The sequence below is a fragment of the Sideroxyarcus sp. TK5 genome, from assembly GCF_054601595.1.
This window is the reverse complement of sequence record NZ_BAAHSJ010000001.1, coordinates 108,431-133,484: the sequence shown is the minus strand read 5'-3', so window position 1 is coordinate 133,484 and position 25,054 is coordinate 108,431. Positions and strand designations below refer to the sequence as shown.

Annotated in this window: 21 protein-coding genes; all 21 read right to left on the bottom strand. The window is 54.9% G+C overall.

What is annotated here, in order from left to right; genetic code table 11:
- Position 1 precedes the first annotated feature (1 nt).
- The 21 genes from ACYPYQ_RS00620 to ACYPYQ_RS00520 all read right to left on the bottom strand — a co-directional run bounded on the left by ACYPYQ_RS00620 (position 2) and on the right by ACYPYQ_RS00520 (position 25,027).
- Positions 2-1,066 carry a glycosyltransferase family 4 protein gene (locus ACYPYQ_RS00620; protein ID WP_459717816.1) on the bottom strand — a complete coding sequence of 355 codons (1,065 nt, stop codon included), beginning with the start codon at positions 1,064-1,066 and terminating at the stop codon, positions 2-4.
- On the bottom strand, positions 1,063-3,495 hold the full coding sequence (locus ACYPYQ_RS00615; protein WP_459717810.1) for a hypothetical protein: 2,433 nt from the start codon (positions 3,493-3,495) through the stop codon (positions 1,063-1,065). Before ACYPYQ_RS00615 ends, ACYPYQ_RS00620 begins: the two co-directional genes overlap by 4 nt.
- Positions 3,485-4,966, bottom strand: a complete 1,482-nt coding sequence (locus ACYPYQ_RS00610; RefSeq protein WP_459717806.1) for a hypothetical protein — start codon at positions 4,964-4,966, stop codon at positions 3,485-3,487. The genes ACYPYQ_RS00615 and ACYPYQ_RS00610 overlap by 11 nt, the downstream gene beginning before the upstream one ends.
- Before the next feature lie 205 nt (positions 4,967-5,171).
- Positions 5,172-6,191, bottom strand: coding sequence for a glycosyltransferase family 10 domain-containing protein (locus tag ACYPYQ_RS00605; RefSeq protein WP_459717803.1), 1,020 nt, complete (start codon positions 6,189-6,191; stop codon positions 5,172-5,174).
- An 11-nt stretch (positions 6,192-6,202) separates the two neighbouring features.
- Complete coding sequence (locus ACYPYQ_RS00600; RefSeq protein WP_459717800.1) at positions 6,203-7,228, bottom strand: glycosyltransferase family 2 protein; 1,026 nt, start codon at positions 7,226-7,228, stop codon at positions 6,203-6,205.
- Complete coding sequence (locus ACYPYQ_RS00595) at positions 7,221-8,219, bottom strand: CgeB family protein (protein ID WP_459717797.1); 999 nt, start codon at positions 8,217-8,219, stop codon at positions 7,221-7,223. The genes ACYPYQ_RS00600 and ACYPYQ_RS00595 overlap by 8 nt, the downstream gene beginning before the upstream one ends.
- Positions 8,216-9,649 carry a lipopolysaccharide biosynthesis protein gene (locus ACYPYQ_RS00590; protein ID WP_459717793.1) on the bottom strand — a complete coding sequence of 478 codons (1,434 nt, stop codon included), beginning with the start codon at positions 9,647-9,649 and terminating at the stop codon, positions 8,216-8,218. The genes ACYPYQ_RS00595 and ACYPYQ_RS00590 overlap by 4 nt, the downstream gene beginning before the upstream one ends.
- Positions 9,646-10,605: an NAD-dependent epimerase/dehydratase family protein gene (locus ACYPYQ_RS00585; protein ID WP_459717789.1), complete on the bottom strand. Its 960-nt coding sequence runs from the start codon at positions 10,603-10,605 to the stop codon at positions 9,646-9,648. Before ACYPYQ_RS00585 ends, ACYPYQ_RS00590 begins: the two co-directional genes overlap by 4 nt.
- A 6-nt stretch (positions 10,606-10,611) precedes the next feature.
- On the bottom strand, positions 10,612-12,474 hold the full coding sequence (locus ACYPYQ_RS00580; RefSeq protein WP_459717786.1) for a thiamine pyrophosphate-binding protein: 1,863 nt from the start codon (positions 12,472-12,474) through the stop codon (positions 10,612-10,614).
- 10 nt (positions 12,475-12,484) lie between these two features.
- Positions 12,485-13,546 carry an NAD-dependent epimerase/dehydratase family protein gene (locus ACYPYQ_RS00575; protein WP_459717783.1) on the bottom strand — a complete coding sequence of 354 codons (1,062 nt, stop codon included), beginning with the start codon at positions 13,544-13,546 and terminating at the stop codon, positions 12,485-12,487.
- A complete protein-coding gene (dmpG, locus tag ACYPYQ_RS00570; RefSeq protein ID WP_459717780.1) occupies positions 13,543-14,571 on the bottom strand; it encodes a 4-hydroxy-2-oxovalerate aldolase in 1,029 nt (342 codons plus the stop codon). The genes ACYPYQ_RS00575 and dmpG overlap by 4 nt, the downstream gene beginning before the upstream one ends.
- Entirely contained in the window at positions 14,571-15,470 is a 900-nt protein-coding gene (locus tag ACYPYQ_RS00565; protein ID WP_459717777.1) for an acetaldehyde dehydrogenase (acetylating), read from the bottom strand. Before ACYPYQ_RS00565 ends, dmpG begins: the two co-directional genes overlap by 1 nt.
- A 20-nt stretch (positions 15,471-15,490) precedes the next feature.
- Positions 15,491-16,807 (bottom strand): lipopolysaccharide biosynthesis protein RfbH, encoded by a 1,317-nt coding sequence (gene rfbH / locus ACYPYQ_RS00560; protein WP_459717774.1) that lies wholly within the window; start codon positions 16,805-16,807, stop codon positions 15,491-15,493.
- A 10-nt stretch (positions 16,808-16,817) separates the two neighbouring features.
- Entirely contained in the window at positions 16,818-17,882 is a 1,065-nt protein-coding gene (gene rfbG / locus ACYPYQ_RS00555) for a CDP-glucose 4,6-dehydratase (protein WP_459717771.1), read from the bottom strand.
- Entirely contained in the window at positions 17,879-18,652 is a 774-nt protein-coding gene (rfbF, locus tag ACYPYQ_RS00550) for a glucose-1-phosphate cytidylyltransferase (RefSeq protein WP_459717768.1), read from the bottom strand. Before rfbF ends, rfbG begins: the two co-directional genes overlap by 4 nt.
- A gap of 11 nt (positions 18,653-18,663) precedes the next feature.
- Complete coding sequence (locus tag ACYPYQ_RS00545; protein WP_459717765.1) at positions 18,664-19,830, bottom strand: DegT/DnrJ/EryC1/StrS family aminotransferase; 1,167 nt, start codon at positions 19,828-19,830, stop codon at positions 18,664-18,666.
- Positions 19,827-20,759 carry a GDP-L-fucose synthase family protein gene (locus ACYPYQ_RS00540; RefSeq protein ID WP_459717762.1) on the bottom strand — a complete coding sequence of 311 codons (933 nt, stop codon included), beginning with the start codon at positions 20,757-20,759 and terminating at the stop codon, positions 19,827-19,829. Before ACYPYQ_RS00540 ends, ACYPYQ_RS00545 begins: the two co-directional genes overlap by 4 nt.
- A 10-nt stretch (positions 20,760-20,769) precedes the next feature.
- Positions 20,770-21,861: a GDP-mannose 4,6-dehydratase gene (gene gmd / locus ACYPYQ_RS00535; protein ID WP_459717760.1), complete on the bottom strand. Its 1,092-nt coding sequence runs from the start codon at positions 21,859-21,861 to the stop codon at positions 20,770-20,772.
- 27 nt (positions 21,862-21,888) lie between these two features.
- On the bottom strand, positions 21,889-23,256 hold the full coding sequence (locus ACYPYQ_RS00530) for a phosphohexomutase domain-containing protein (RefSeq protein ID WP_459717757.1): 1,368 nt from the start codon (positions 23,254-23,256) through the stop codon (positions 21,889-21,891).
- Positions 23,253-24,686 carry a mannose-1-phosphate guanylyltransferase/mannose-6-phosphate isomerase gene (locus ACYPYQ_RS00525; protein ID WP_459717751.1) on the bottom strand — a complete coding sequence of 478 codons (1,434 nt, stop codon included), beginning with the start codon at positions 24,684-24,686 and terminating at the stop codon, positions 23,253-23,255. Before ACYPYQ_RS00525 ends, ACYPYQ_RS00530 begins: the two co-directional genes overlap by 4 nt.
- On the bottom strand, positions 24,683-25,027 hold the full coding sequence (locus ACYPYQ_RS00520) for a MarR family EPS-associated transcriptional regulator (protein ID WP_459717748.1): 345 nt from the start codon (positions 25,025-25,027) through the stop codon (positions 24,683-24,685). Before ACYPYQ_RS00520 ends, ACYPYQ_RS00525 begins: the two co-directional genes overlap by 4 nt.
- Positions 25,028-25,054: the final 27 nt, after the last annotated feature.

Here is a 25,054-nt window from a genome sequence, read left to right as displayed (position 1 = left end):
GTTATATCGCTCTCTCTAAAATATGCCCAAGAAAATCTTCTGCGTCTTGCAAAGGCAGTGGCGGCTCTGCCTTCAGCATGAACCTCTTCACCGCCCGCGCGATGGATACCGGCGACTCGGGATCGAACGATTCTTCAGGATCGATCACATCGCGCACATAATCCAGCTCCGAAGCCAGGATCGGCAGCCCTGCCTGCCGGGCCTCGATCAGCGGCAAGCCAAATGACTCAAAGGTGGAAGGATAGATCATCGCATCTACGCGGCCATAAAGCTGCGTGACCGCCTCGCGGGGCAGACTGCCCTCGTTGGAAATTTTAAGCTGATGCTGCGCTATCTGCTGCTCGATCCATGCGCACAGATCAGGGAAAGTCTGCCTGTCCAAGGTCAACTTCAACGAGGGATACAACTGCTCTTCGGCAAGCAAACACCACGCCGACACCAGCATGCGATGGTTCTTGTGCGGCTCGCCGGATGCCACATAAGCGAACTCGATCTGGCTGCTCCCATCGGCCTCATGCTTCCCGATACTGCGCACATAGTTCGCCGGGTCTGCCATGAACGGCAGCACATGCACCGGCACCTTCCCTTTCGTCCGCGCCAACAGCAGCCTTTTCATCGAAGGTGTTTGCACAATAAACGCATCGACATTCGCCATCCGACCAGACAGCCAGAGACGCTCCATCCACAGCCTGATCCGTGTCTTCAGCGGAAAATCGCACAGCGGGACATCATCGATCAAATAGCGGTTCTGAAGGAATACCTGCACACGCCCGGCCAGCTTGAATAAAGGCGGCAGGTTGCCGAAACACAAAATGACGTCGTGCGGCAGAGAATTCCGCGCAAGCCTCCACTCTGCCCGCAACCGCTGCAAGACAGACGGCTTCACAAATTCGACTGTCAGGTTCTCAGAAAGAGGGGGCGAAACCGTCATGCGCCGATCCAACTGCGCAATCGTTTGGGTTGATTTTGGAACGGCCAATAAAATTGCCGTCAACAAAGCCTTGCCGCCACCCTGATGCACATTGGTGGCATGCAAAAAAAACTTGGAGGCTTTCTCACCGATCAAGCAGCACTCCGTGCATTGCGGGCGCTCATATGCTTTCGGATCATTTGGTAAATCTTATCCGACTGCACGACATATACAAACAATATGAAGCACGCGATCATCGCGTAGAACGGAATAACTTGGCGCGGTGCAACGCCGAACTGCGCAATAGTATTTGCCAAGGTAAAGCCGAGTAACGAACACAGCAGAGGATTGGCTGTCAGCTTGAATACTAGCTGTTCTCCCAATTGCAGCATGATCACGAACAGGGCCATGCCCAGCAGAACCACCCACATTGATCCACTGAAGAAGAGGAATGCCGCTGCACCCGGCAGGCTGGCAAACTGCCATTGGCTGGAGTCAGTCCATCGATAATGAGAATTGGCTATGGTTTGGAATTTTGTAACCTTGCCACTCTCGCTTTTTTCTAACGCTGCGTCCTTCAACAATTCTGCACTCTTGTTTGGATAGGCGACCACTGCCATCACACCCTCCAAGCCAAGCCAACGATCTACCGCTAAGGACAAAACCCTATACAGAGCGCCCGAACTTGCTTGGTACATGAACTCTTTTATCAACTGATCCGTATCTGTGACTTTAACAACAGCATCCGGAATCTCACTGGTATTTTTTTCTTCAGCGCCGAGAGTCGGAACATTCGCCCCAAGGGTTTGTTGGACTGCGGATGACGCTTGTTGCTTCGACACCTCAAACATCATCACGGGAGGCTCTTGCCCAGCTGCATGAGATTTCGAAATCTCATGCACACTGATTTCAGATTCTTTTTCGCCTTCTCTAATACCTTCAAATTTTGACTTTGTCGGCGGCTGAACTGCCTGCGATGCAAGTTGCACCAACTTCTCTTTCGTCGGCGGCTCTTTCTCCTTGCTGACTACCGATTGATTCCGTAGCGCCTTCTCAAGCTTGACCTTCTCGGCAAGCAATTCCTTCAGATGCCCCTCTTGCGGTTCACCTTTCAGAATCAGCTCCTTTACGTGCGCGATCCCGCCTGCAAGAACCTCAAGGCGTGACTGCATCTTTTGTCTATTCAGCTCATTGAGCACATCGGCGAATTCCGTCTCCCCGGAACCCTTTATCGCCAGGCTTTTCTCTATGCGCGCCTTTTCGGCAAGCAACTCTTGCAGATGCCCCTCTTGCGGCTCACCCTTCAGGATCAGTTCCTTAACATGCGCAATCCCGCCTGCAAGAACCTCAAGGCGCGACTGCATCTTTTGTCTTTTCAGCTCCTCAAGCACATCTGCGAACTCCGCCTCTCCGGAACCCTTTATCGCCAGGCTTTTCTCTATGCGCGCTTTCTCGGCAAGCAACTCTTGCAGATGCCCTTCTTGCGGCTCACCCTTCAGGATCAGTTCCTTTACGTGCGCGATCCCGCCTGCAAGAACCTCCAAACGGGCCTCCTGTTTTTGCACTTCCAATTGCGCTTTTTCAATAAGCAACTCGCGAAGATGCCCTTCCTGCGGCTCACCATTGGCGATTAATTTTTTTACATTTGCAATACCCCCTTCAAGCACTTCCAGCCGGGTTAGTCGTTTCTGCTCCTCAGTTGTAAATCCGCCAACGTGCGGGTACAAATACCCGCGAAAAGTCGTCACGCCAGCTATTACAAGTAGCATCAAACAACCTAGGGAAAAAATCAGAATCGCGACCTTCGTTCTTGTCAGACCAATCAAGGATTTTCTGTTCTCGAATAACGCGAATAGCTGCGGAAGCGTGTGAAAGACATATATGCCTCGACTCAATAGGCTTGAGGCAGACAGACCTGCCTCAACCAGCGGCGCATAGATCGAAACGGCGATATTCTTTCGTAGCGCCACTTCCCACCATAGCAATACCGTCACTAGCAGCGCGCTGCCTATACTCACTTGCCAGGCAATCAGTGCATTCATAGGCCAGGGCAATATCGTGCGGGGTGTCAATCCGATTTGCTGAATACCCAATAGCATATTCGCAATCGCCACGCCGACCATCCCGGTTGCAGCGAACAGCCATATCCACTTCCTTGCAGCCGGGTACCACGCCGGAGCCATGGATTGATCACAACGCATCTCTCTGGAATAGGTATTCGAAAATATGCGAAAGACCAGCCTTCCCAGCATCACACCGAGGCTGGCCACAATTGCCACCCACAGCACCTCATCCCATGCCGCTGCTGAGCCATCGAATTGTCCGACCGGTTCCACATAGGGATAGTCGAGGATCAAATGGGCGGTGAGCTTGCCCCAGAAACCGAGCCATAAGGTAACCACCAAAAACAGATAGCCATAGTGCGTGCGCTTATCGAATGCCGTTAACAGCATCAGCCAAAACGATACGCAGAACAGAAAATACGTCAGCTTAGCGCCGGGATAGCTGTCCATGCCCGCGAGTATCAGCCCGGCGCCGGCAAGACCCGCTATGAGAATGAATAAATTATTAACCTTACTTAACATGCTGCACCTTATTGCGGGAGAATAGTTTATGGGCGACCCAGCCTCGACGGAACCAGTAGGCTTGGGCAAGGGAGATGATACCGATCACGGCAAGATTCATTGCAATCTGAGGCAACAATTGCCTGGGTGTCACACCGATCTGGGCAACCATATTCGCCATCCATATCCCGGACATTGCACAGAAAAATGGATTCTCGGAAACAATCTGGATCAGTCGCTCACTGGCGGATACGCTCAAGGCCAACAACAAAGTACCCGCAAAAACCAGCCAGAACGACCCACTCAAGTACAGGAAGCCAGCCACTCCAGGAAGCGTATTGAATTGATATTTATTCGCATCCATTTGGCTGTAATGTGATTTCGCAATGTATTGATATTTTGTCACATGGCCTATGGAAGGCTTTTCTACCAGCAACTCTTCAAAGAGTGCCACGCTTTTATCTGGATAGCCTACAGCGACCATGATCCCTTCCGCCCCGACCCAGCGATCCACTGCAAGATTCATCAGGCGGCCACCGCTGGCCACGACCGTGTCAAACTGCGTGTTGTAGATCCTTTGCGCATCAAGGCTGTTGACTGTAACGTCGTACAGCGAATTTCTGAATACATTGACTGCTGTGCCAATGACCAGGAAGCCAACCATTGCCAGAACTGAATAAAGCACTAGAGCGCGGGTTGACATGAAATCCCTGAATTTGCGCACATTGACCCATGCCGCCAAAAATACCGGGAGCACATGCCAGAGATATAGTCCCCGACTGATGGTTGTCATTCCGCCGAGTGCCGCCTCAAATAGCGCCACCAATACCCCCGTTGATAGATTCCTTCTTCTCAGAAAATCCCAATATATAAGCGCAGCCACCAGAAACGACAATCCACTATACAAGAACCACCCTGCTATAGCATTGGTCGGCCACGGGAATATCCTGCGTGCAACCAGCCCCGACTGCACAAAGCCAAATTGGATATTTGCAATGTTCAGCAAGGCAATTGCCAATATCAACAGGCCCCATAAGTATTTTTGCGGGATCGGTGGCACATGATCCATTGCGGGACTTGGCGAGTCTGAACCCCCTCCGACGCTCTGCTTCTCTCTAAGCCAACGTATTGAGATCATCCAGGCACCACTCACGCCTAGGCACACTAGCGTGGCAACGCTCATCAATTCATCGTACTGATGGGGCAGGAATTCAAATCCCCCCGTCGCTTCGGTGTACGGCCTTGAAAGAAATAGATTCACGGACAGTTTTAGCCACAATCCCAGCCAAAGGAAGATCGACAGCATGGTTGCGCCATAACCTAATCGACGGCCCAATCCCAACCACAACATCAATGCCGCCGCCCCGGAAAAGAACACATATCGTATAACGGAACCCTCGTATGCTGATGCCACCGCAGCAACAGCCAGACAATACAAACACGCGCCCAGCACAAGAACGGCATTCTTGATGCGGGATTCATGCTTCATCATCGCGATTGCTGCTTGGGCAGGCCACGAATTGGCAATGGAACTATTACGCACTTAGTACTTTACTTTCTTGGATATGTATACTGAAAATTGTTTCACATTGCCCAGTTATAAATCTCCTGCCGAAGGAGAACTGCTAGTAATACGCAGAAGATACAGGCTTCCCTTTCAGCGCAATTTATTATTCGCATCCTAACACCCTTGCTACTCACGCCTGAAAGATCGGAAGTAATCCATCATAGAACTTCAATCCTTGCTCGCTGCGCAGAAACGTTCGCCCCGCTTCGCGCATCGACTCGATCTCCTGATCGGACATGCGCATCACTGCCGTGTGCATCTGCTCCCATGTGGCGAACTGCCGAACATCGATATAGGCTTCCTTGGGGATCAGATCGGCGATATCGGTTGCGCCCCAATACAGTGGGATGGTTCCGGCATAGAAACAATCGAATATCTTTTCCGTGATGTAGCCCTTCATCGCCATGTTCTCGAAGCACAGCGCGAACGCGTAATGCCCCATCACCTCGTATTTGGATGCGCATGAACCTTTGTAGATCGACATCAGCGTCCTGCGATGGCGCCAATAGGGCAGCCACAGTGAGTTCCGCGACCACCAGCGCTCCCATCCCCGCCCATAGAGATCGACCGCCCCCGATCTGGCCAGCGAAGCCATCGCTTCGATTCGCTTGCTATACAACTCCTTGCGGGCCGAGACCGGCTTGTGGTTGCCATTGATCACGACGATGCGGCGTTGACGGTTCGGCATGTTCCAGCAAGCCTCGATCACTTCCGCTCTGGGTTGCGGCCAGTAGAGCTTATGCAGCTTGGAAGCATCCACCCCTTCGAGTGAATAGCCATCGCCCTCGATGTTGTGAATGTAGACACGTTCAAAGACTTTGGTCAGTTCCGGCAATTCACGATACAGATGGGGGGCAACGACTGGCGGCTCGAAGATGACAAAGGCGCGCATCCTGATGTTCGGCCGCGCGGCGAGCGAACGATAATTCTCCAGCACGCCGAAAGAATAGTAATCGGCTTCCTGTTCGCCCTCTTTCTGCGCCAGCAGGAAATCGGCGGTGTGAACCGAGGCCCCTTCCTGTTCGAGTGCTGCGCGCATCCGAATATTCGGCGCCAGTGTGTCGTCCCGGTTGAGCACGGGGTCGCTCTCGTCATACAGGCGATCTTGATAGTAGGCCTTGTAGGCCGGATCAACGTAGATAGTCCGCACTTTTGATTCCTTCATTTGCGCATGACGCGTTTCAAATATCCCAGCGTGAGACGTCCGATCTTTTCCAACCTGAACAACAACAAGCCGCGCAAATAGATGCCGGCGACCAATACGCCGAAGCCTCTCTTTGTTTGCATGGCGGCCTTCCAGGCATCCCACGAATAGATGTCATGCAGCAGGCTTTTGGCTTCGCCCGATCTCTCGCTCAGGAAACAGTTCACTGCCCGCATCACCCTGTCGCGCCTGTCCAGCCGCGCGTAATTCTCCAGATCGGTGCGGTCCAGCATGCCGCGCACATCCTCTTGCGCAAGATAGTGCTCGGTGACGAGGAAGAAGTCCGGGCGCTCGGTCTGCAATCGCACTTTGGCAGAGAATTGGTTGGGGCTGACCCGGTATCGCATCAGAGGCGCGGGCAGCAGCCCTATCGGGTGTTTGCGCGCGATCCTCAACCAGACGTCCAGATCAGCCGAGGATTTGAACAGACCGCCGCGCCAGGATTGGATGTCCTGTTGGTACACCTGTGTCCTCGCCATCACGCTGGGGCAGATAAAGAAATTCGAATGGCGCAGCACCGCTTTGAAGACCGTCTCGAAACCATACAGTCGGTCGAAAGATCCCAAGCCGGCGGGGAAGCTGATCTCGCCAAATTTTTTTCCCGTTTCGTCGATCATGCTCGCGGCGGTGAAAACCGCCCCCGCCTCCGCATGGCTTTCCAGAAAGGCCACTTGTCTTTCCACCATCTGCGGCTCATACAGGTCGTCGGCATGGAATATCGCCGTGTATTTGCCCTCGGCAAGTTTTATACAGCGATTGAAATTCTCCTCCCCGCCGATATTTATCTGATTACGATGAATATGCACACGACTATCGCCTAGCCCTTCAATGATTTCCAAAGTATCGTCGGTCGATGCGTTGTCCGAGATATGCACGACCAGATTGCGATAGGTTTGCGACAGGATCGAAAGCAGCGTCTCGCGAACTGAGCAGGCAGCGTTATAGGTGGGGATGCAAATGCACACCAAAGGTTGCTCAGTCATTCGCCAACCCCATTCGTCTGAGCACGGTTTGGAATCGCTGCGCGTAGGTGTGGTCGCGCTGCGTGCGCGTGTATGCCGCTGCGGCCATCGATTCGCGCAGCACCTCGTGTTCAAGGTAAAACCTGATCTTCTCGATCAGATCGTCGGCATCGGCATAGACCGCGATCTCACGGTCTATGTCGTAGCAATTGGCCAGGCCCTCGACGAAATATGAGAGCTGAAATGCACCGCAGCCGTTCACCTCGAAGATGCGCGCCTTCATCTGCTCAATGTTCTTTTTGCTGCGCACGCGGTTGATCAACGCGCGCGGAGATGCGGCCAGATAGCGGATGTCCCACGATGCGGAATTGGTCAGATTCAGATTGATCTTGCTTTCGTTGAATATTCTGACCATCCCTTCCTGGTCGACTTCGCCTTTCGGCCAGCGGTATCCCATCACCTCAACGGCTATGCCTGCTTTCCTGATGCGGTTGATCAGCCATTCACGGTAGGGGTGCCAGCCGCCGACAAAAGACACGTCGAATCTCTTGCCGGTTTCCATCTTCCGGAACACTTGCTCGTTGCACCCGAAGGGGAAGTAGATGGCGTTCGCCAAGCCCAGCTCGCGGTATTTCATTTCGCCGTGCAGATCGGGGGTTGAGAAGTAGTCGAACTGTCTTGCCCAATAGCGCGAGTACTCGACGCGCCAGGTATCGTCATGAAAGAAGCAGAATGTCTTGGTATGTGCGCGCAAGGCGTTGATGGTTTCCGCTTCAAACTGGTCGGTATAGAGCGAAAACACCGCTGCCGCCGGTTGCCAGTCGCGCACGCGCTCCAGCAATCTGCGGTTCATCCCGGCCTTGCCGTGCGCCTGTATCTCACCCATGTAGTCGAAAAGCTCGACCTCATGCCCCATTGCCTTGAGTACCTGGTAGAAGTTGAAATATTCGAATGAATATTCGCGCTTCGGATCACCATAGGTATGCAACATGCAAACAACCAATATCTTCATGCTTCCCTCATTTCCACCAAATGTTGCCGCAACAGCCTGTACAGCAAACCGAGATATACCAGGCCCGTTGTCACGATGACACTGACGACCACGGCCCAATCAGAAGTATTGAAGAGAGCCCGCATTCCCAGCGCCGCCACGCACAATGCAAAGGCTGCCAATGTGGCCTGCCCGAGAGTATGCAACGGCACGCTGCCGCCCGCGCGGTACGCCAGCAATACGTGCAACAACGCCACCACTACAAAACCGGCAGAAGCCAGCGCGATCCCCGCGCCTTGGGCACCCAGCGGGGGGATCAGGAGTACACACAGCACAATCGAAAGTGCGGCACCGACCGCTGTCGGCACGATCAACCAGCGCGTACGCATATAGACATGCGCGATCAATGAATAGACCCCGGTCAACACACGCGCTGCCTCGGCCAATGCCCCCCAGACGACAAAGCTTGCCGCCCCCTGGAATCGCTCGCCCAGAAATAATCGCGTGAATTCCGGTGCCAGCAGCACGATCAACGTGACCGTCAATATCAGCGACGGGATGACCGCACTTGCGTATCGTCGCCATGCTTGCGCTTGCTCTGCCGGATGATCCTTGTTCGCATCCCGGTACAAACGGGGCTGGAAATAGGTCGTCAGGATAGATTCGAAGCCCGCGATCATGCCCGCACTGATGCTGTAACCCGCCACGAACAGGCCAAGCTGAGCCATGCCCAGATGGCTTTCCATGATGTAGCGGTATCCCTGCAACTGTATCCAGCCCAAGCCCGCTGCGAGCGCCACCGGCCATGCGAAATCGAACAATACCTGCAGATGCCGCCCGCGTATGCCTGGCGATGTGGCCGGGGCGCCATGCACGCCCAGCCGGGTGAATAGCATCCTTGTGCCGACCACAGCCAGCAGCATCTGCCCCAGCAACAGTCCCAATACCCAGTACTGGGCGGATGTCTGCATCGTTCCCACCAGCGTGACCGCGCAAACAAAACTGGCCGCCAGCGTCGCCACGGATAGCACCACAAAGCCGCGCGTGTCGCCCAGCATGTTCAATGATGGGATGGATGTCTGGTTGATCGTATTGAAGATCAGTGAAGCGCAAACCAGGGCGACGATCCAGCCGATCGGCATACCGAAGTTCACCAGCCCGCTCAGGTTGAACAGCGGCAAACTGATTGCGGCGAGCAGTGCCACCCCGATCAGATAGCCCGCATATCGTTCCAGATACGCGCGGGCCGAACCGCTTGCCTGCCAGGCATGCAGGCGACGATTGATGAACATGCCGACAGGATTCACCAGAAACATCGCGAAGAATGCAATGCTCGTCAGCACCAATGAGACTTTGCCCATCTCTTCCGGAGACAGCAGCGTGGTGGCGACCCGCAGCATGGCGAGCGCCAGAATGAACTGCGCCGCCCGGCCGATGATGATCGTTATCAAGGCTTGCCCGCCGCGGCTAGTGGCGCTTGCAGCATCGCAGCGGCTTCCTTCAATACGCCTTCTGTCGAAGTAAGCCGGGGTTGATAACCGAACTCCGCCGCGCGCCTGTTCAGGGAATAGTAATGCGGCTTGCCGCCTGTCGCATTGATGCTGGCATGCGATCCCGTCACTTCGTAGCGCAGCCCGAATTCGTTCTGCATGGCCTGCAGCAGGCCCGGCTTGTCTATGGGTGCTTTGCTGTAGCAATCGACAACCGCATTGGCGGCTGGCGCGGTCAGCAGGGCCATCACCAGACGGTAAAAGTCGGAAGGATGCAGATAGTCGCGCACAATGTACTCGGAGGATGTTTTCAGCACCGTTTTGTCGCGGATGGCGCGCAGCATGTCAGTGACGAGGAAACGCGCATTGATATCCTGAGTACGGCTGAAATAATTGAATACCCGGATATCGATGATGTGCAGTTCGGGACGGGCTCTGTGCCTGCATTCGGCATGCAACTTCGCCACACCATACCACTCATGGGCGGCAAGGTCGTTGATCCGAATGACCGCCGGAGTATCGCGACGCGCAGGCTCGGCAAAGTTGGAGCCGTAGGCTGCGCCGCTACTCAGGAACAGATAGCGGCATGCAGGGTGTGTTTCAAGATATTCCAGCACCATTTCATCGAAATGCGCGGTGGTGTCAAAGACGGAGCTGCCCATCTCCATTAATTGCGCTGGATTGCCGACCCCGACAAAGTTGATCACAGCATCGAATTCGTGCTGCGCCAATTCACTAAAGTCGCTTACGGGATAGCGGCCGGGCAAGCCTGCCGAGGTTAGCCACTCTCCCAACACATCCGGGCGGCGCGCGAACAAATGAAGATGTACATCCGCATCTATCGCGCAGGCGACAACCAAGTCTCTGGCAATCTGGCTGGTCGCCCCAAGGACAGCGATCCTGCTGGTTTTTGTCATGCGAGGCTAGTCCAGTGTGCCGATTTCCAGATTATCCGATTTCTTGTGGAGGCCAATCAGCATGTCCTTCTTTATCTCGGCTCTCGGCAACAGCGGCGACAGATCCTCCAGCGGAGGCGATACGATCGAGCCGTCTTTATTTTGCACAAGCGAAAGCTTGGGCACAAACGGCTGTTCTGGATGCGTGAACACCTCGCAAATGACGGGCCCTTTAGCTGCCTGCACTTTGGGAAGCACTTCTTCCGCATCTTCCCATGTACGGATCTGGAATGAGGGGAAGTTAAATGCGTAGGCGAGTTTGGAAAAATCGGGGCAGCTCACGCCAGACTTCTTGTCTGAACAAGAATAGCGACCGGAGAACAGCGCCTTCTGGGTGTGCTTGATCATTAAATATCCGTCATTGTTGAAGATGAATATCTTGATCGGCAGATTGTGGTGAGCGATGGTCTGCAGTTCTTGCAGATTCAACATCATGCCGCCGTCACAGTTCAGGCACATCACCTCCCTGCCCGCCCCAAATGCCGCACCGATCGCCCCCGGCAAACCAAACCCCATCTCGCCCAGACCGGTCGATGTCATCATCCTCTGACCTGCCTTGAATTTGAGCACCTGGTGCCCAGACAGCAGCGCGGTCCCCATATCCGTGACCACAATCTGGTCGTCATGGAAGTACTTCTCCAGCACTTGCATGAACCGATAAGAATTAATGAACTTAGTACCCGCCTCGTTTGACATGTCAGCGTGCTCCGGGCCAACGACCGGATAGCGCTCACGATATCTCTCGCACTGGCTGACCCAGTCAGCACGGTGGTAGGTATTGTTTGTTTTGCTCAAAAGCTGGTCGATGAATGCCCCCGCATCGCTCAATATCGGCGCAGCGATCCGATCACCCAGCTTGAGCAATTCGTCGGTGTCGATATCGACTGTCGCAATCTGCGCGGCTCGAGCGAATTCCGTCAGGTCGTAACCGATCTGCGGGATGGCAAGTCGCGTGCCGATGCAGATCAGGGCATCGCAGTTCTGCAGCACAAAGTTCGCTGCTCTCTGTCCGTACACTCCGGCCCTGCCGAAGCATAGCGGATGGTCAGAATCCAGAATGTCGCAAGCTTGCCATGTCACCAGCACAGGGACGCCCAGCTTTTCGACAAGCAGCTTGACCTTGTCTTCCGCGCCGGCCAGCCTGATGCCATGCCCCAGCCAAAGAACCGGCCTGGTAGAAGCGGCAAGCAACTTTCCAACCGCAGCCACGCCCTCGCTAAGCTGAAGGATGCGCTCTGCTCCGGCAGGCGCTTTCTTTGCCTCTGCTGCCACTTTGGCAACCGGATTCATTTTGCTTTCTTCGACCATGGCCGCCTGGATATTCATGGGTACATCTATCCAGACCGGCCCCTGTCGGGAGACACCTGCTATCGAGTATGCACGAGAGACGACATCCAGCACCTCCTCCGCCTGCATGACGCGCGCCGACCACTTGGTTACCTTCTCCACCATCTCGGTGCTGTCATAACCTTGCACACCCCAGATCCGCAGCGGATTGTCATCAGTGGTATAGCGCGAGTTTTCGTTGCCGGAGATCACCAGCACAGGCATCGAATCCATCCAGGCACTGACCACGCCGGTCACGCCGTTGGTCGACCCGGCACCAGTCGTCAGCAATGCAACGGTGACCTTTCCGGTCATGCGATAGTATGTTGTAGCCGCCATCACAGCCGCCTGTTCGTGGTGAACACAGACTATTTCCGTGTAACCTAGACGGGTGATTGCGTCGAATATCTGAGCGTTCCCCGCCCCCACGATCCCGAATACGTGGCGTATTCCTTGGTCGGCGAGAAACTTAGCGATGTAATCGCTGGCCTTTTTTTCTGACACTGTTAATTCCTCACTTGTCTGACAGCATCATGCGATGCCACTGCGCGGTTAATTTGATTGCCTCATCCAGCGGTGTATACACTGACAAGCCAAATTCGTTTTGAGCATGCGTCGTAACCGGCAACAACTGTGAAGCCCGTCCAAGGCTCCTTGGCGCAGTATTAAACAAGATCTCTAGTGATGGTTCGAAATTCTTCGCAACTTCCGTTGCCAAGTCCTGCAGGGTGACGCCCACTGGACTGCCCACATTAACCACGTCGCCGCTCTGGCCGGCGGTCAGGATTCTCAAAAACCAATATGCCGCGTCGCTGCCATAGAGGTAGCTGCGAACCACTTGACCATCGCCCAGAACGCGGATGTGATGATTGCGCAGTGCGTCAGACAGGAACGTTGTTTGCGCCCATGGCGTATCTAGGGGCTGGTAGGGGCCAACAAAGGAGAACGGGCGTGCCACAAGAACGGGGATGCGCGATTGCGCACGCGCTGCGGAACATAATGTTTCTGCGAAGCGTTTCGCATTGGCGTAGATAAAGCTCGCATCCGGCGCAGGCGCTCCCTCAGCACTTTCCGACACACCTGTCGATGACGTCGGCTGTGCCCCGCTAACCAGACCCGAACTTAAATATAGTAGCTTTTTGAGTCGCCCCATTCGCTCCGCAGTCCGCATGACAGACATCGTTCCATCTACAATGACCGATGCTGTGTCCAAAGGGTTGGAAGCATGAGTTCTCACATCCGGATTCGCTGCCGCGTGAATCACCCAGTCCGCATCACTGGGGAATTGTCCGAGCTGCCGGACATCAGATTTGATAAGCTTGATGTCCGGGCGCATTGCCAAGTGGGGCAAGCGATTCGCGAACTGGTCGGTGCTGCGCGAAATCAACGATAACTTGATGCCGAATTGATATCCGTCGTTCAACGCGGCGACCATCTCAGCTATCCACGTTCCGACAAAACCAGTGCCGCCTATGACAACCAATTCAGAGTCGCGCAACTGGTCAAGATTCTTGTCGCGTCCGTCCAGAATCCTCAGGCAATCGTGGCGCGTCCTTTCAATGCATTCCGGTTTCATTCGTGTCCTTTTCTGGCTCGTTGGGCTAGTTCTTTCGCCACCTCAAGAATTATGTCTTCCTGTCCCGCGACGATCTTTCGCCGCCCCAGTTCAAAAAACACATCGCGCGGATCGATATTGAATTCATTAGCGATACGCGCAACCGGCTTCATAAATCCTGAAAACACACCCGCCATGCCACTTACCACGCTGACTGATTTGATGGTGGGGATTTCCTTCATCAGGGTCTGCTCGGCCAAATCGGCAGCATCCAATATTTTGTAAAGGTCGATTCCTGTGCTGTACTTCAAGCGCTCCAGCACAGCAATCAGAACTTCCAGTTGCGCATTGCCCGCTCCAGCTCCGAAGCCGCGTGCGCAACCGTCTAGCAGAGTAGCCCCCGTCTCAGCCGCAGTTATCGAATTCGCAATGGCCATTCCCAGATTGTTGTGGGCATGGAAACCAACAGCAATCCCGAGCCCGTTCAATAGTGTTGATACCCGTACTCGAACATCTTCAGGTGTGAAATGGCCGGATGAATCCATGAACACCACACCTTCGGCACCGTATGATTCCATCTTTCTTGCCTGCTCCAGAAGCATCGTCGGTGAAATCATGTGGGACATCATCAGACATCCCCAAACTTCGACGCCTTGGCTGCGCGCAAAACTGATATGCCGTTCGCAGATGTCAGCCTCACTACAGTGCGAAGCGACACGAACCACATCAACACCCATCTCTAGCGCGGGTTTCAAATCCCGGTCGATAGTGGCAAAGCCCGGTATGACATGAATACCCAGCTTGGAAGTGCTCAGGTTCTCACGTGCCGTCGTTAATGCAACATGGTCTGGCGTTTTGGCTTCGCCAAGTTGAAGCGAGGACGCGCCAAGGCCATTTCCATGGCCGACCTCAACGATAGATACGCCAGCCGCATCGGCCGCCTTGCAATACGATGCGATATTCTCCGCGCTCAGTTGATGCCCTACAGCATGATTGCCATCACGCAGTGTCGGGTCGCTGATTCTGATCTTCCTGGTAATCTCCATCAGTGCCCCTTCGATCTCTTGTGCGGTGAGACACTTGCGTATTCTTCCGCCATTGCAATGGCTGCACAGTTGATTATGTCCAGATTGCCCGCGTAAGCGGGCAAATAGTCACCTAGGCCACGTACTCTTACCATCACCACTATCCTCCCGTTCTCGACCATTGGCCCCAGAATAATTTCGTAGCCGGGGACATAGCTCTGAACTTTGTCTACCAATCGCGATAATTCTGCAGCCAGTTTCGGAATGTCGGGATTGGCGACCTTGGCAAAGATTGTGGTCTGCATGTCTACGCAGGGTTCGGCAGGATTCAGGTTCAATATAGCCTTGGTACGCCGCGCACCAGAAAACTCCATTAGACCGTCTTCGGTCGTTTTGATGTATTCATCCAGATTCTGCCTTGTTGCGGGGCCGGCGCTTCTTGATGCAATGCTTGAGACCACCTCGATGTAATCCACCTCTGACTGCGTTTGCCCGATTGCATAAGCCACCGGAATGGAGGCTTGCCCACCGCAAGTCACCATATTTACATTGAACTCATTCAAACAATCCGCAAGATTGACACTCGGCACGCTCATCAATCCAATTTTGGCCGGCGTCATATCGATGACACGCTTGCCCAATTTTTCAAAGATTGGCGCATGTTCGAAGTGGCTCTTTGCTGAGGTTGCATCAAACACCAGGTCGCAGCATTCCGGATTGTTGATGATGTAATCAATCCCCTCTGCCGAAACAGGCACTCCCAATGAAAGCGCCTTCAGCATGCCGGATGAGGACAAGTTTCTGCCAATGAATGCTCCACATTCAAGATGGGAAGAGCGCAGCACTTTGATCAGTAAATCAGTGCCGATATTCCCGCTCCCGATTATGGCTATCTTAAGTTTCTTGTTTACTTGATTCACGGCTTGTCGATTTCCTCGAATTAGAAATTCACCCCAAAAAACGCTTCCATCTTGGCGATGACGAAATCCAGCATCTCCTTGCTCAAGCCCGGATACACGCCAATCCAAAAGGTGTCGTTCATCACGGTGTCGGTGTTGGTCAGCTCGCCCGAGATGCGGAAGTTGCGGCCTTTCATGTAGGGCTGGCGCGTCAGGTTGCCGGCGAACAGCAGGCGCGTACCGATCTTGTTCTGGTCAAGATATTGCAACAGGTCGACGCGGTTGATGCCTGCGCTCGCCTTGATGGTGATGGGGAAACCGAACCAGGACGGGTCGCTGTTCGGCGTGGCTTCCGGCAGCAGCAGGAATTCTTCACAGTTCTTCAGGCCATTCTTCAGGTAGGCGAAGTTCGCCTTGCGTGCTGCGATGAATTCTTCCACGCGGTCCATCTGTGCCAGGGCGCAGGCAGCCTGCATGTCGGAGATCTTCAGGTTGTAGCCGATATGAGAATAGGTGTACTTGTGATCGTAGCCGTGCGGCAGGTCGCCCAGCTTCTGGCAAAAGCGCTTACCACAGGTGTTGTCCTTGCCGGGCTGGCAGTAGCAGTCGCGGCCCCAGTCACGGATCGATTCGACGATCTGGCGCAGTTGGTCGTTGTTGGTGAACACTGCACCGCCCTCGCCCATGGTGATGTGGTGCGCGGGGTAGAAGCTCAGCGTGCCGATGTCGCCGAAGGTGCCGCACAGTTTGCCGTTGTAGGTGGAGCCGAGCGCGTCGCAGCAGTCTTCTATCAGCCAGAGCTTGTGCTTCTTCGCCAGCGCGGTGATGGTATCCAGATCGTAGGGATTGCCCAGCGTGTGCGCCAGCATGATGGCTTTGGTCTTGGGTGTGATCGCCGCTTCGATCTTGGCCGGGTCGATGTTGTAGGTACCGAGTTGCACATCGACGAACACCGGCACAGCTCCGAATTGCAGGATGGGGTTCACCGTAGTGGGGAAACCCGCCGCTACCGAGATGACTTCATCGCCCGGCTGGATGGCGCGTTCGCCCAGCTTGTGCGAGGTGAGCGCGCTGAAGGCCAACAGGTTGGCGGAAGAGCCGGAGTTGGTGGTGAGCGCATGCTTCACGCCGAGAAATTCGGTTAGGCGCTTCTCGAAAGCGTCGTTGAAACGACCGGTCGTCAGCCAGCCGTCGAGCGAAGCTTCCACCATGTTCTGCAGTTCGGCAGCGCCGATCACCTTGCCCGAAGGCGGCACCACATTGTTGCCCGCTTCAAATGCGCTGGGCGCATAAGCGAGGTCGGCATATTGTTTGACGAGATCTGCGATCTGGCTGCGGAGTTGTTCTTTTGTGCTCATGTTGTTTCTTTCACTGTACGTATTGTTCGATCTGTTTCAGGGTGAAGCTGCGCATATCCTGTTTTGCCAGCCAGGCCTGCTGCCAGGACACAATCATCTCCAGCGTATGGCCCAAGTGCCAGCGCGGTTGCCAATCGAGGCGCATCTTGGCTTTGGAGCAATCCAGCTTGAGGTAATGCGCTTCGTGCGGATGTTTGCCGCCGTCCAGTTGCCAACTCGCGCCCTCGCCCCACTGTTGCGTGAGTTGCTCGACGATCCACTGCACCGGCTTGGCATCTTCATCCGCCGGGCCGAAATTCCAGCCTTCTGCATAGGTGATGCCCTGCGTGTATAGCTTCTCCGCCAACAACAGATAGCCGGACAGCGGCTCCAGCACATGCTGCCAGGGGCGGATCGCGTGCGGACTGCGGATCACCACCGGCTTGTTATCGCTGATGGCGCGCAAGATATCCGGAATCAAACGGTCATCTGCCCAATCGCCGCCGCCGATGACGTTACCGGCACGGCCCGACGCGAGCGCCACGCGATGGTCTGCGTATTTCTCCGGATTGAAGAATGAATTGCGGTAAGCAAAGGTCACCAGTTCGGCGCAGCCCTTGCTGTTGCTGTAGGGGTCGAAGCCGCCCATGGCTTCATTCTCGCGATAGCCCCATACCCATTCTTTGTTGTCATAGCACTTGTCGCTGGTGACGTTGACCACGGCACGTACCGAAGGCGTCTGGCGCACGGCTTCCAGCAGATGCACCGTGCCCATCACGTTGGTGGAATAGGTCTCGACCGGATTCACGTAGGAATAGCGCACCAAAGGCTGGGCTGCCATGTGGATGACGATGTCCGGCGCGGCATCGCGCATGGCTTTAATCAGCGCTTCCGCATCGCGGATATCGCCGATGATGGAAGTCATTCCCTGAGCGACATTCGCGACCTCGAACAGGCTGGGATTCGTCGGCGCCTGCAAGGCATAGCCGGTCACTTCGGCGCCGAGCTGCTGCAACCACAAACTGAGCCAACTACCTTTGAAGCCGGTGTGGCCGGTCAAGAACACCTTCTTGCCGCGCCAGAACGCTGCGTTCATTTCCAAACTTTCCAGGGAGCCTTACCGGATTGCCATAACTCTTCAAGATGCTGCTTGTCGCGCAGCGTGTCCATCGGCTGCCAAAACCCTTCATGATGAAAGGCGGCCAGATCGCCTTCTTCTGCGAGCCGTTCCATCGGACCGCGCTCCCAAGTAGTCTTGTCGTCCGCGATGTAGTCGATAACTTCAGGCGACAACACAAAAAAACCGCCATTGATCATAGCGCCATCACCCTGCGGCTTTTCGCGGAAGCTATTGACCTTGTTGCCCACCATGTCCAGCGCCCCAAACCGCCCGGGCGGCAAGGTGGCGGTCAGCGTGGCTTTGACTTTTTGCGCCTTGTGGAAGGCGATCAGCTCGGTGATATTCACATCGCTTACACCGTCGCCATAGGTAAAGCAGAATGCCTCTTCATCCTTGACGTAGTCCGCCACGCGTTTCAATCGACCGCCGGTCATCGTTTCTTCGCCGGTATCCACTAGCGTCACCTTCCATGGCTCGGCATAACGCTGATGTACTTCCATCTTGTTGTGCTCCATGTCGAAAGTCACATCCGACATATGCAGGAAGTAGTTGGCGAAATATTCCTTGATCACATATCCCTTGTAGCCGCAGCAGATCACGAAATCGTGAATGCCGTGTGCAGAATAAGTTTTCATGATGTGCCACAACACGGGCTTGCCGCCGATTTCGACCATGGGTTTAGGGCGAACGGACGTTTCTTCACTGATCCGCGTACCAAGTCCGCCTGCAAGAATGACAGCCTTCACTTTACTTCTCCTTATAGCTTGGCCAACGACTCGAATGCTTCCGGAATCGGGTAGTGATGATTGCCCACGAACAGGCCGTTTTGATCGATGTGATCGGCATTCTTCAATGTGCCGTGCACTTCAGAGTCGAAGTATTTCACTACCTCATTCTTGGCGAAGTTACCCGCCACGATTGGACGACATTCGAACCCCAAATCATTCAGCTTCATCACCAATTCCTTGCGCGTAAGTTTGCTGCCGGGACGGATCACCAGGCTGAAACCGAACCAACTGCTCTCGCCGATCTCTTGCTGAATGATGATGTCAGGGTGATTGGCCAAGGCGGCTTGCAGCAGCTTGCCATTCTTTCGACGCTCCTCAACCATGTGTGGCAGCCGTTTCACCTGTTCTACGCCCAATGCACCTTCCATTTCCAGCGGACGAACGTTATAACCGGGCAACACGAAACGGAACGATTCCTCGAATGGATCATCGCTCTTCTCACTGCAGACCAGATTATGTTTGGGTAGATTGCGGGTCCAACCGTGCGCGCGCAACGACAGCAGAATCTGATACAGCTCTTCATCGTCGGTGACGATGAGGCCGCCTTCCATGGTGGAGATGTGGTGACTGAAGAACGAGCTGTAGCTGCCCATCACACCAAAGGTGCCGGCATGCTTACCGTTGAATCGAGCCCCCATGGATTCGCAGTTGTCTTCCATCAGCACGATGTCGCGCCCGCCGATTATCTTGTTGATGCGGTCGAAGTCGTTGGGGTTGCCCAGCAGGTTCACGGCCATGATCATGCGCGTTTTGTCGGTGACCGCCTGTTCCAGTTGCTCCAGATCGTAGTTCAGGGTATTCAGATCGATGTCGACGAACTTGATCTTCAGGCCGTACTGATACAGCGGATAGTAGGTAGTGCTCCAGGATACGGCGGGCACAATCACCTCGTCGCCGCGCTTCAACTTCAACTTTCCATTCTGCGTGTAGAACAATGCCGCCACCATCAGCAGGTTCGAAGATGAACCCGAGTTCACCATCACGCAATATTTGCTGTCGACATATTTGGCGAAATCGCGCTCGAATGCCTGCACGTTCGCGCCCATGGTGAACATGCCGGACGCGATAACCCGCTGCATCGCATCGAGTTCTTCTTGCCCCCAGGAGGCTGTAGCTAACGGAAACTTGAAACTCATTGCAAAAACTCCCTTAGATAATAGTCGTATGTTTTTTCGATACCGCTGCGTAACTCATTCTGTGCACGCCACCCCCAAGCCAACTGGCGCTCTACGCTGACCAGTTTGCGCGCCATGCCGACGGGTTTGCTCAGATCATGGGCGAAAACGCCTGTGTATCCCATCACGTCTGCCGCCGCTTGGTAATACTCGTTGATGGTGTAGTCATGCCCCAGGCCGATGTTCATCATGGCGGGCAGCACTTCGAATTCTTTGATCGCTCGAACCAGAGCATCCGCCAAATCACCCGAGTACATGAACTCGCGCCGGGCTGTACCGTCGCCCCATATTTCCACCGATTCCTGCCCGTTTTGCTTGGCCTGATGGACTTTATGGATGATTGCCGGAATCAGGTGGGAATGCGCCGGATCGAATTTGTCGTAGCGTCCGTAGAGATTGCAGGGAATGAGTGTTTTGTACTGATAGCTGGCATCTTCGCGCATGATGTATTCGCACAGCCGTGCCGTAACCACTTTGGCCAGTGCATAGCCTTCGTTGGTCGGCTCCAACTCGCCCTTGAGTACCAGGTCTTCCTTCAATGGCTCGTTGTGGTTGCGCGGATACATGCAGGAGCTGCCCAGATTGAGCAGTTGTTTGACGCCCGCCTGGCGCGAGGCCCAAACGATGTTGCGCCCCATGTCGAGGTTCTCCAGCAGGAAGCCCACCGGCTCGCGCATGTTGGCCTGGATACCGCCCACCTTGCCTGCCGCGTGGATGACCATGTCCGGCTGGTGCGCGCGCAGATAGGCTTGCACTTCATTGAAGTTGCACAGGTCCAATTCGGCACTGCGAGGCGCGAGGACTTCGAACTCGCCGATGGCAGGATGCTCGAGCAGATTGCGCCCGACCATGCCGCCACCGCCCGTCAACAGGAGTCTTTTCTTGCTCATGGGCTGAATCTTATTCGTGCGGATTGAACGCTGCGTAACCGTGCTTTTTCACCAGCTCGTCACGCTCCGCCCCCTTCAGGTCCTCGCGCACCATCTCGGCGACCAGCTCGTCGAAGCTGATCTTAGGCGTCCAGCCCAGCTTGGTTTTTGCCTTGCTTGCATCGCCCAGCAGCGTTTCGACTTCAGTCGGACGGAAATAGCGCGGGTCGACAGCAACGATACACTTGCCTGAGGCATCGTAGCCCTTCTCATCCACACCCTCGCCTTTCCAGGTGATCGCCATACCCAGTTCTTTAGCTGCGGCATTGACGAAATCACGAACGCTGTATTGCACACCGGTTGCAATTACGAAATCTTCCGGCTTGTCTTGTTGCAGCATCAACCACTGCATCTCGACGTAGTCTTTGGCATGCCCCCAGTCGCGCAGGGAATCCATATTGCCCAGATACAGGCATTCTTGCAGCCCCAGCTTGATACGTGCCAGAGCACGGGTGATCTTGCGGGTGACGAAGGTCTCGCCGCGGATCGGGCTTTCGTGGTTGAACAGGATACCGTTGCAGGCATAGATGCCATAGGCTTCGCGGTAGTTGACGGTGATCCAGTAGGCATACAGTTTCGCCACTGCGTATGGACTGCGCGGATAGAACGGTGTGGTCTCTTTCTGCGGAATTTCCTGCACAAGGCCATACAACTCGGAAGTCGAAGCCTGGTAGAAACGCGTCTTTTTGGTCAGACCGAGGATGCGGATCGCTTCGAGGATACGCAATGCGCCCAGCGCGTCGGAGTTGGCTGTGTATTCAGGCTCTTCGAACGAAACGGCCACATGGCTCTGCGCGGCCAGGTTGTAGATTTCGTCGGGCTGAACTTTCTGGATGATATGCGTCAGACTGGAAGAGTCAGTCATATCACCGTGATGCAAGAAGAAGGGTTTGCCCGACTCATGAACATCATGGAACAGATGGTCGATGCGCCCCGTATTGAACAATGAGCTGCGACGCTTGATACCGTGCACCTCGTAACCCTTGTCCAACAACATTTCGGCGAGATATGCGCCATCCTGTCCTGTGACACCCGTAATCAAAGCAACTTTTTTCTTGCTCAAAGTATTCTCCTAATCGATCGTTAATTCTCAAACACTCATTTCAATCAGCCCTGCAATCTCGGCCACGCGCGCTTTCATCAATCCCGCATCCCTGCGCGCCTCAACATTCAAACGCAGCAACGGCTCCGTATTCGAGCCCCGCAGATTGAAACGCCATTCCGCGAATTCGACGCTCACACCATCGGTGCGGTCGACTTTCGGCTCCTGCGGCAGATAATGCCGCAAGATACGCTCGATGGTCTGCTTTACATCGCTCACACGGTAGTTTATTTCGCCGCTGCACGGATAAGCCCCTATGCGTTCGTCCACCAGTTGCGACAGTCGTTTGCCGCTACGGCTCAACAGTTCGCTCACCAGCAGCCACGGTATCATGCCGCTGTCGCAGTAGGCAAAGTCGCGGAAATAGTGATGCGCGCTCATCTCGCCGCCGTAGATGGCGTTCTCGGCGCGCATGCGCTCCTTGATGAAAGCGTGACCGGTCTTGGACTGGATGGGCACACCGCCGGCTTCCTTCACTACATCGATGGTGTTCCAGGTAAGTCGCGGATCGTGGATGATCTTCTCGCCCGGATGCTTGGCAAGGAATGCTGCGGCCAATAGTCCGACGATGTAATAGCCTTCGATGAACTCGCCCCGCTCGTCGAACAGGAAGCAGCGATCGAAGTCGCCGTCCCAGGCGATGCCCATGTCCGCGCCGTGCGATTTGACGGCATCGCTTGTGGCTGCACGATTCTCCGGCAGCAGGGGATTGGGAATGCCGTTGGGGAAACTTCCATCCGCCTCGTGGTGGACCTTGATGAAGGTGACGGGGATGTTGAGTGCTTTGAAGCGCACTTCGATCTCGTCGATCACATGGCCTGCCGCGCCGTTGCCGGCATTCACCACCAACTTGAGGGGCTTGATGGCAGCCGCCTCAATGTAGGTCAGCAGATGATCTACAAAAGGATTGAGGATCGAGGATTGCGTCAGCGCTCCGCGCTTGCCTGCCGGACCGAACTGGTTTGTTTCGGCCAAAGTCTGGATGGCTTTGAGTCCGGTATCCCCGCTGATGGGTACCGCGCCGCGCGCAACCAGCTTCATACCGTTATAGTCCATCGGGTTATGGCTGGCGGTGACTTCGATGCCGCCGTCCACATCCAGATGGAAGGCGGCGAAGTAGATCTCTTCGGTACCGGTCATGCCGATGTCGATGACATCCGCGCCGCCGTCCTTCAGGCCATCGGCCAGGGCCTGCTTGAGCGTGGCGCTGGTCGGTCGCACATCGCCGCCAACCACCACGCGCCCTGCACCGAGATGCTGCGCATACGCACGGCCTATACGGTAGGCGATGTCGTCGTTCAGTTCTTCGCCGAGCTTGCCGCGAATGTCATATGCCTTGAAACATGTGAGCGTCATTGCGGGGCCCTGCCGTATTTGTCATCGAAGCGGACGATATCGTCTTCGCCCAGATATTCGCCGCTCTGCACCTCGATCATCACCAGCGGCAACATGCCGGGATTTTCCAGCCGGTGTTTGTGGCCGGCAGGAATGTAGGTCGATTCGTTGGTCTGCACATACAACTCTTGTTGGCCGTTGACCACCTTTGCCATGCCGCTGACAACGATCCAGTGTTCGCTGCGATGGTGATGCATCTGCAAGCTGAGACTGGCACCGGGCTTGACTTCGATGCGCTTGATCTTGAAATGGGAACCTTCTTCCAACACGGTGTAAGTCCCCCAGGGACGGTGCACGGTCGAATGCAATCGGTGCGCTTCGTGCCCCTCCGCCTTGAGTTTGGCGAAGACATGTTTGACGTTCTGCGAGCTGTTGCGGTCCGCGACCAGCAGCGCATCCGGCGTATCGATGATGACCAGATCTTTTACGCCGACTGCGGCGACCAAACGATCTGCACTCTGTATGTAACAGTTGCTCGCTTCATACAGTATCGCTTCGCCTTCGACCCGATTGCCCGCTGCATCGGCTGCCGTCAGGTCCCCCAAGGCAGACCACGAGCCAATGTCGCTCCAGCCGATCTCGCAGGCCACGACAGCTACGTTCGCCGACTTCTCCATCAAGGCATAGTCGATCGAGTCATCAGGAACTTCCTTGAATGTGTCCGCATCCAGTTCAAGCTGGCTCACTGCCTCCCCTTCCATCTTTTTGGAGACGGTGATGCTGCGCTTGACTGCCTCCAGCACCCTCGGGCAGTGCAACTGCATTTCCTTCAGCATCGCTCCCGCCTGGAAACAGAACATGCCGGAGTTCCAAAGGAAGCGGCCGGATGCCAGATATTCACCCGCTGTTTTGAAGTCGGGTTTTTCAACGAAGCGTTTGACCTCGTTGCCATCAGCTTCGATATAGCCAAATCCCGTTTCCGGCCGGTCCGGCCGAATACCGAAGGTCACTAATTTGCCTTGTTGTGCCAAGCCAAATGCGCTGGCAACTGCCTCGGCGAAAGCTGTCTGATCCGCGATGAGGTGATCCGCGGCCAACACCAGCAGGCACGCGTCTTCGCCGTGTTTCTCAGCAATCTGCATGGCTGCCGCAGCAATCGCAGGCGCTGTATTGCGTCCGAACGGCTCCAGGATATATCGGTTCGGTAGATTCGTTTTCCCAACCGGGCCCGAGACCTCGCTGTATTCGTCTTCAGTCTTGAAGAACAATTCGCGGTTGGTGACGGTCAGCATCTCTGTCACCTGCGGCAACACTGCGCCACGCAACCAGGCTTTTTGCAGCAGACTTTGTCCATCTGCCAAACGGATGAAAGGCTTGGGATGCGCTTCTCTGGATACGGGCCATAACCGCGAACCGGCTCCGCCGCACAAGATGGTCGGTATCAATTTCATGCTTGTTTACTCGCCTGATTTTGTTGTTCTGCTTCGTGCTGCAATTCTTCGATCTCAGCCTTGAGTCGCTCGTATTCCTGCACTTTGGCCTTGAGAAAGTCCACGGTCATGCGCGCCTTCTGCTCGATCCCGCTCGGCGTCAGCAGGTAAGCATAGGCCAGCTTGTTATTGTTGTTGCGAAAGTTGTTGATTTTCACACTTCCCTTTTCAACCAGTGCATTCAGGCAATAGTTGACCTTGCCGAGACTGATGCCCAGTTTTTTTGCCAGATCGCGCTGGGACAAACCCGGGTTCTCTTCCAGCGTTTTAAGCAGCGTGTAGTGTGTGTTTTCGTCGAGCATTCGTCTGTGTTCAATCGTTGAACGGGC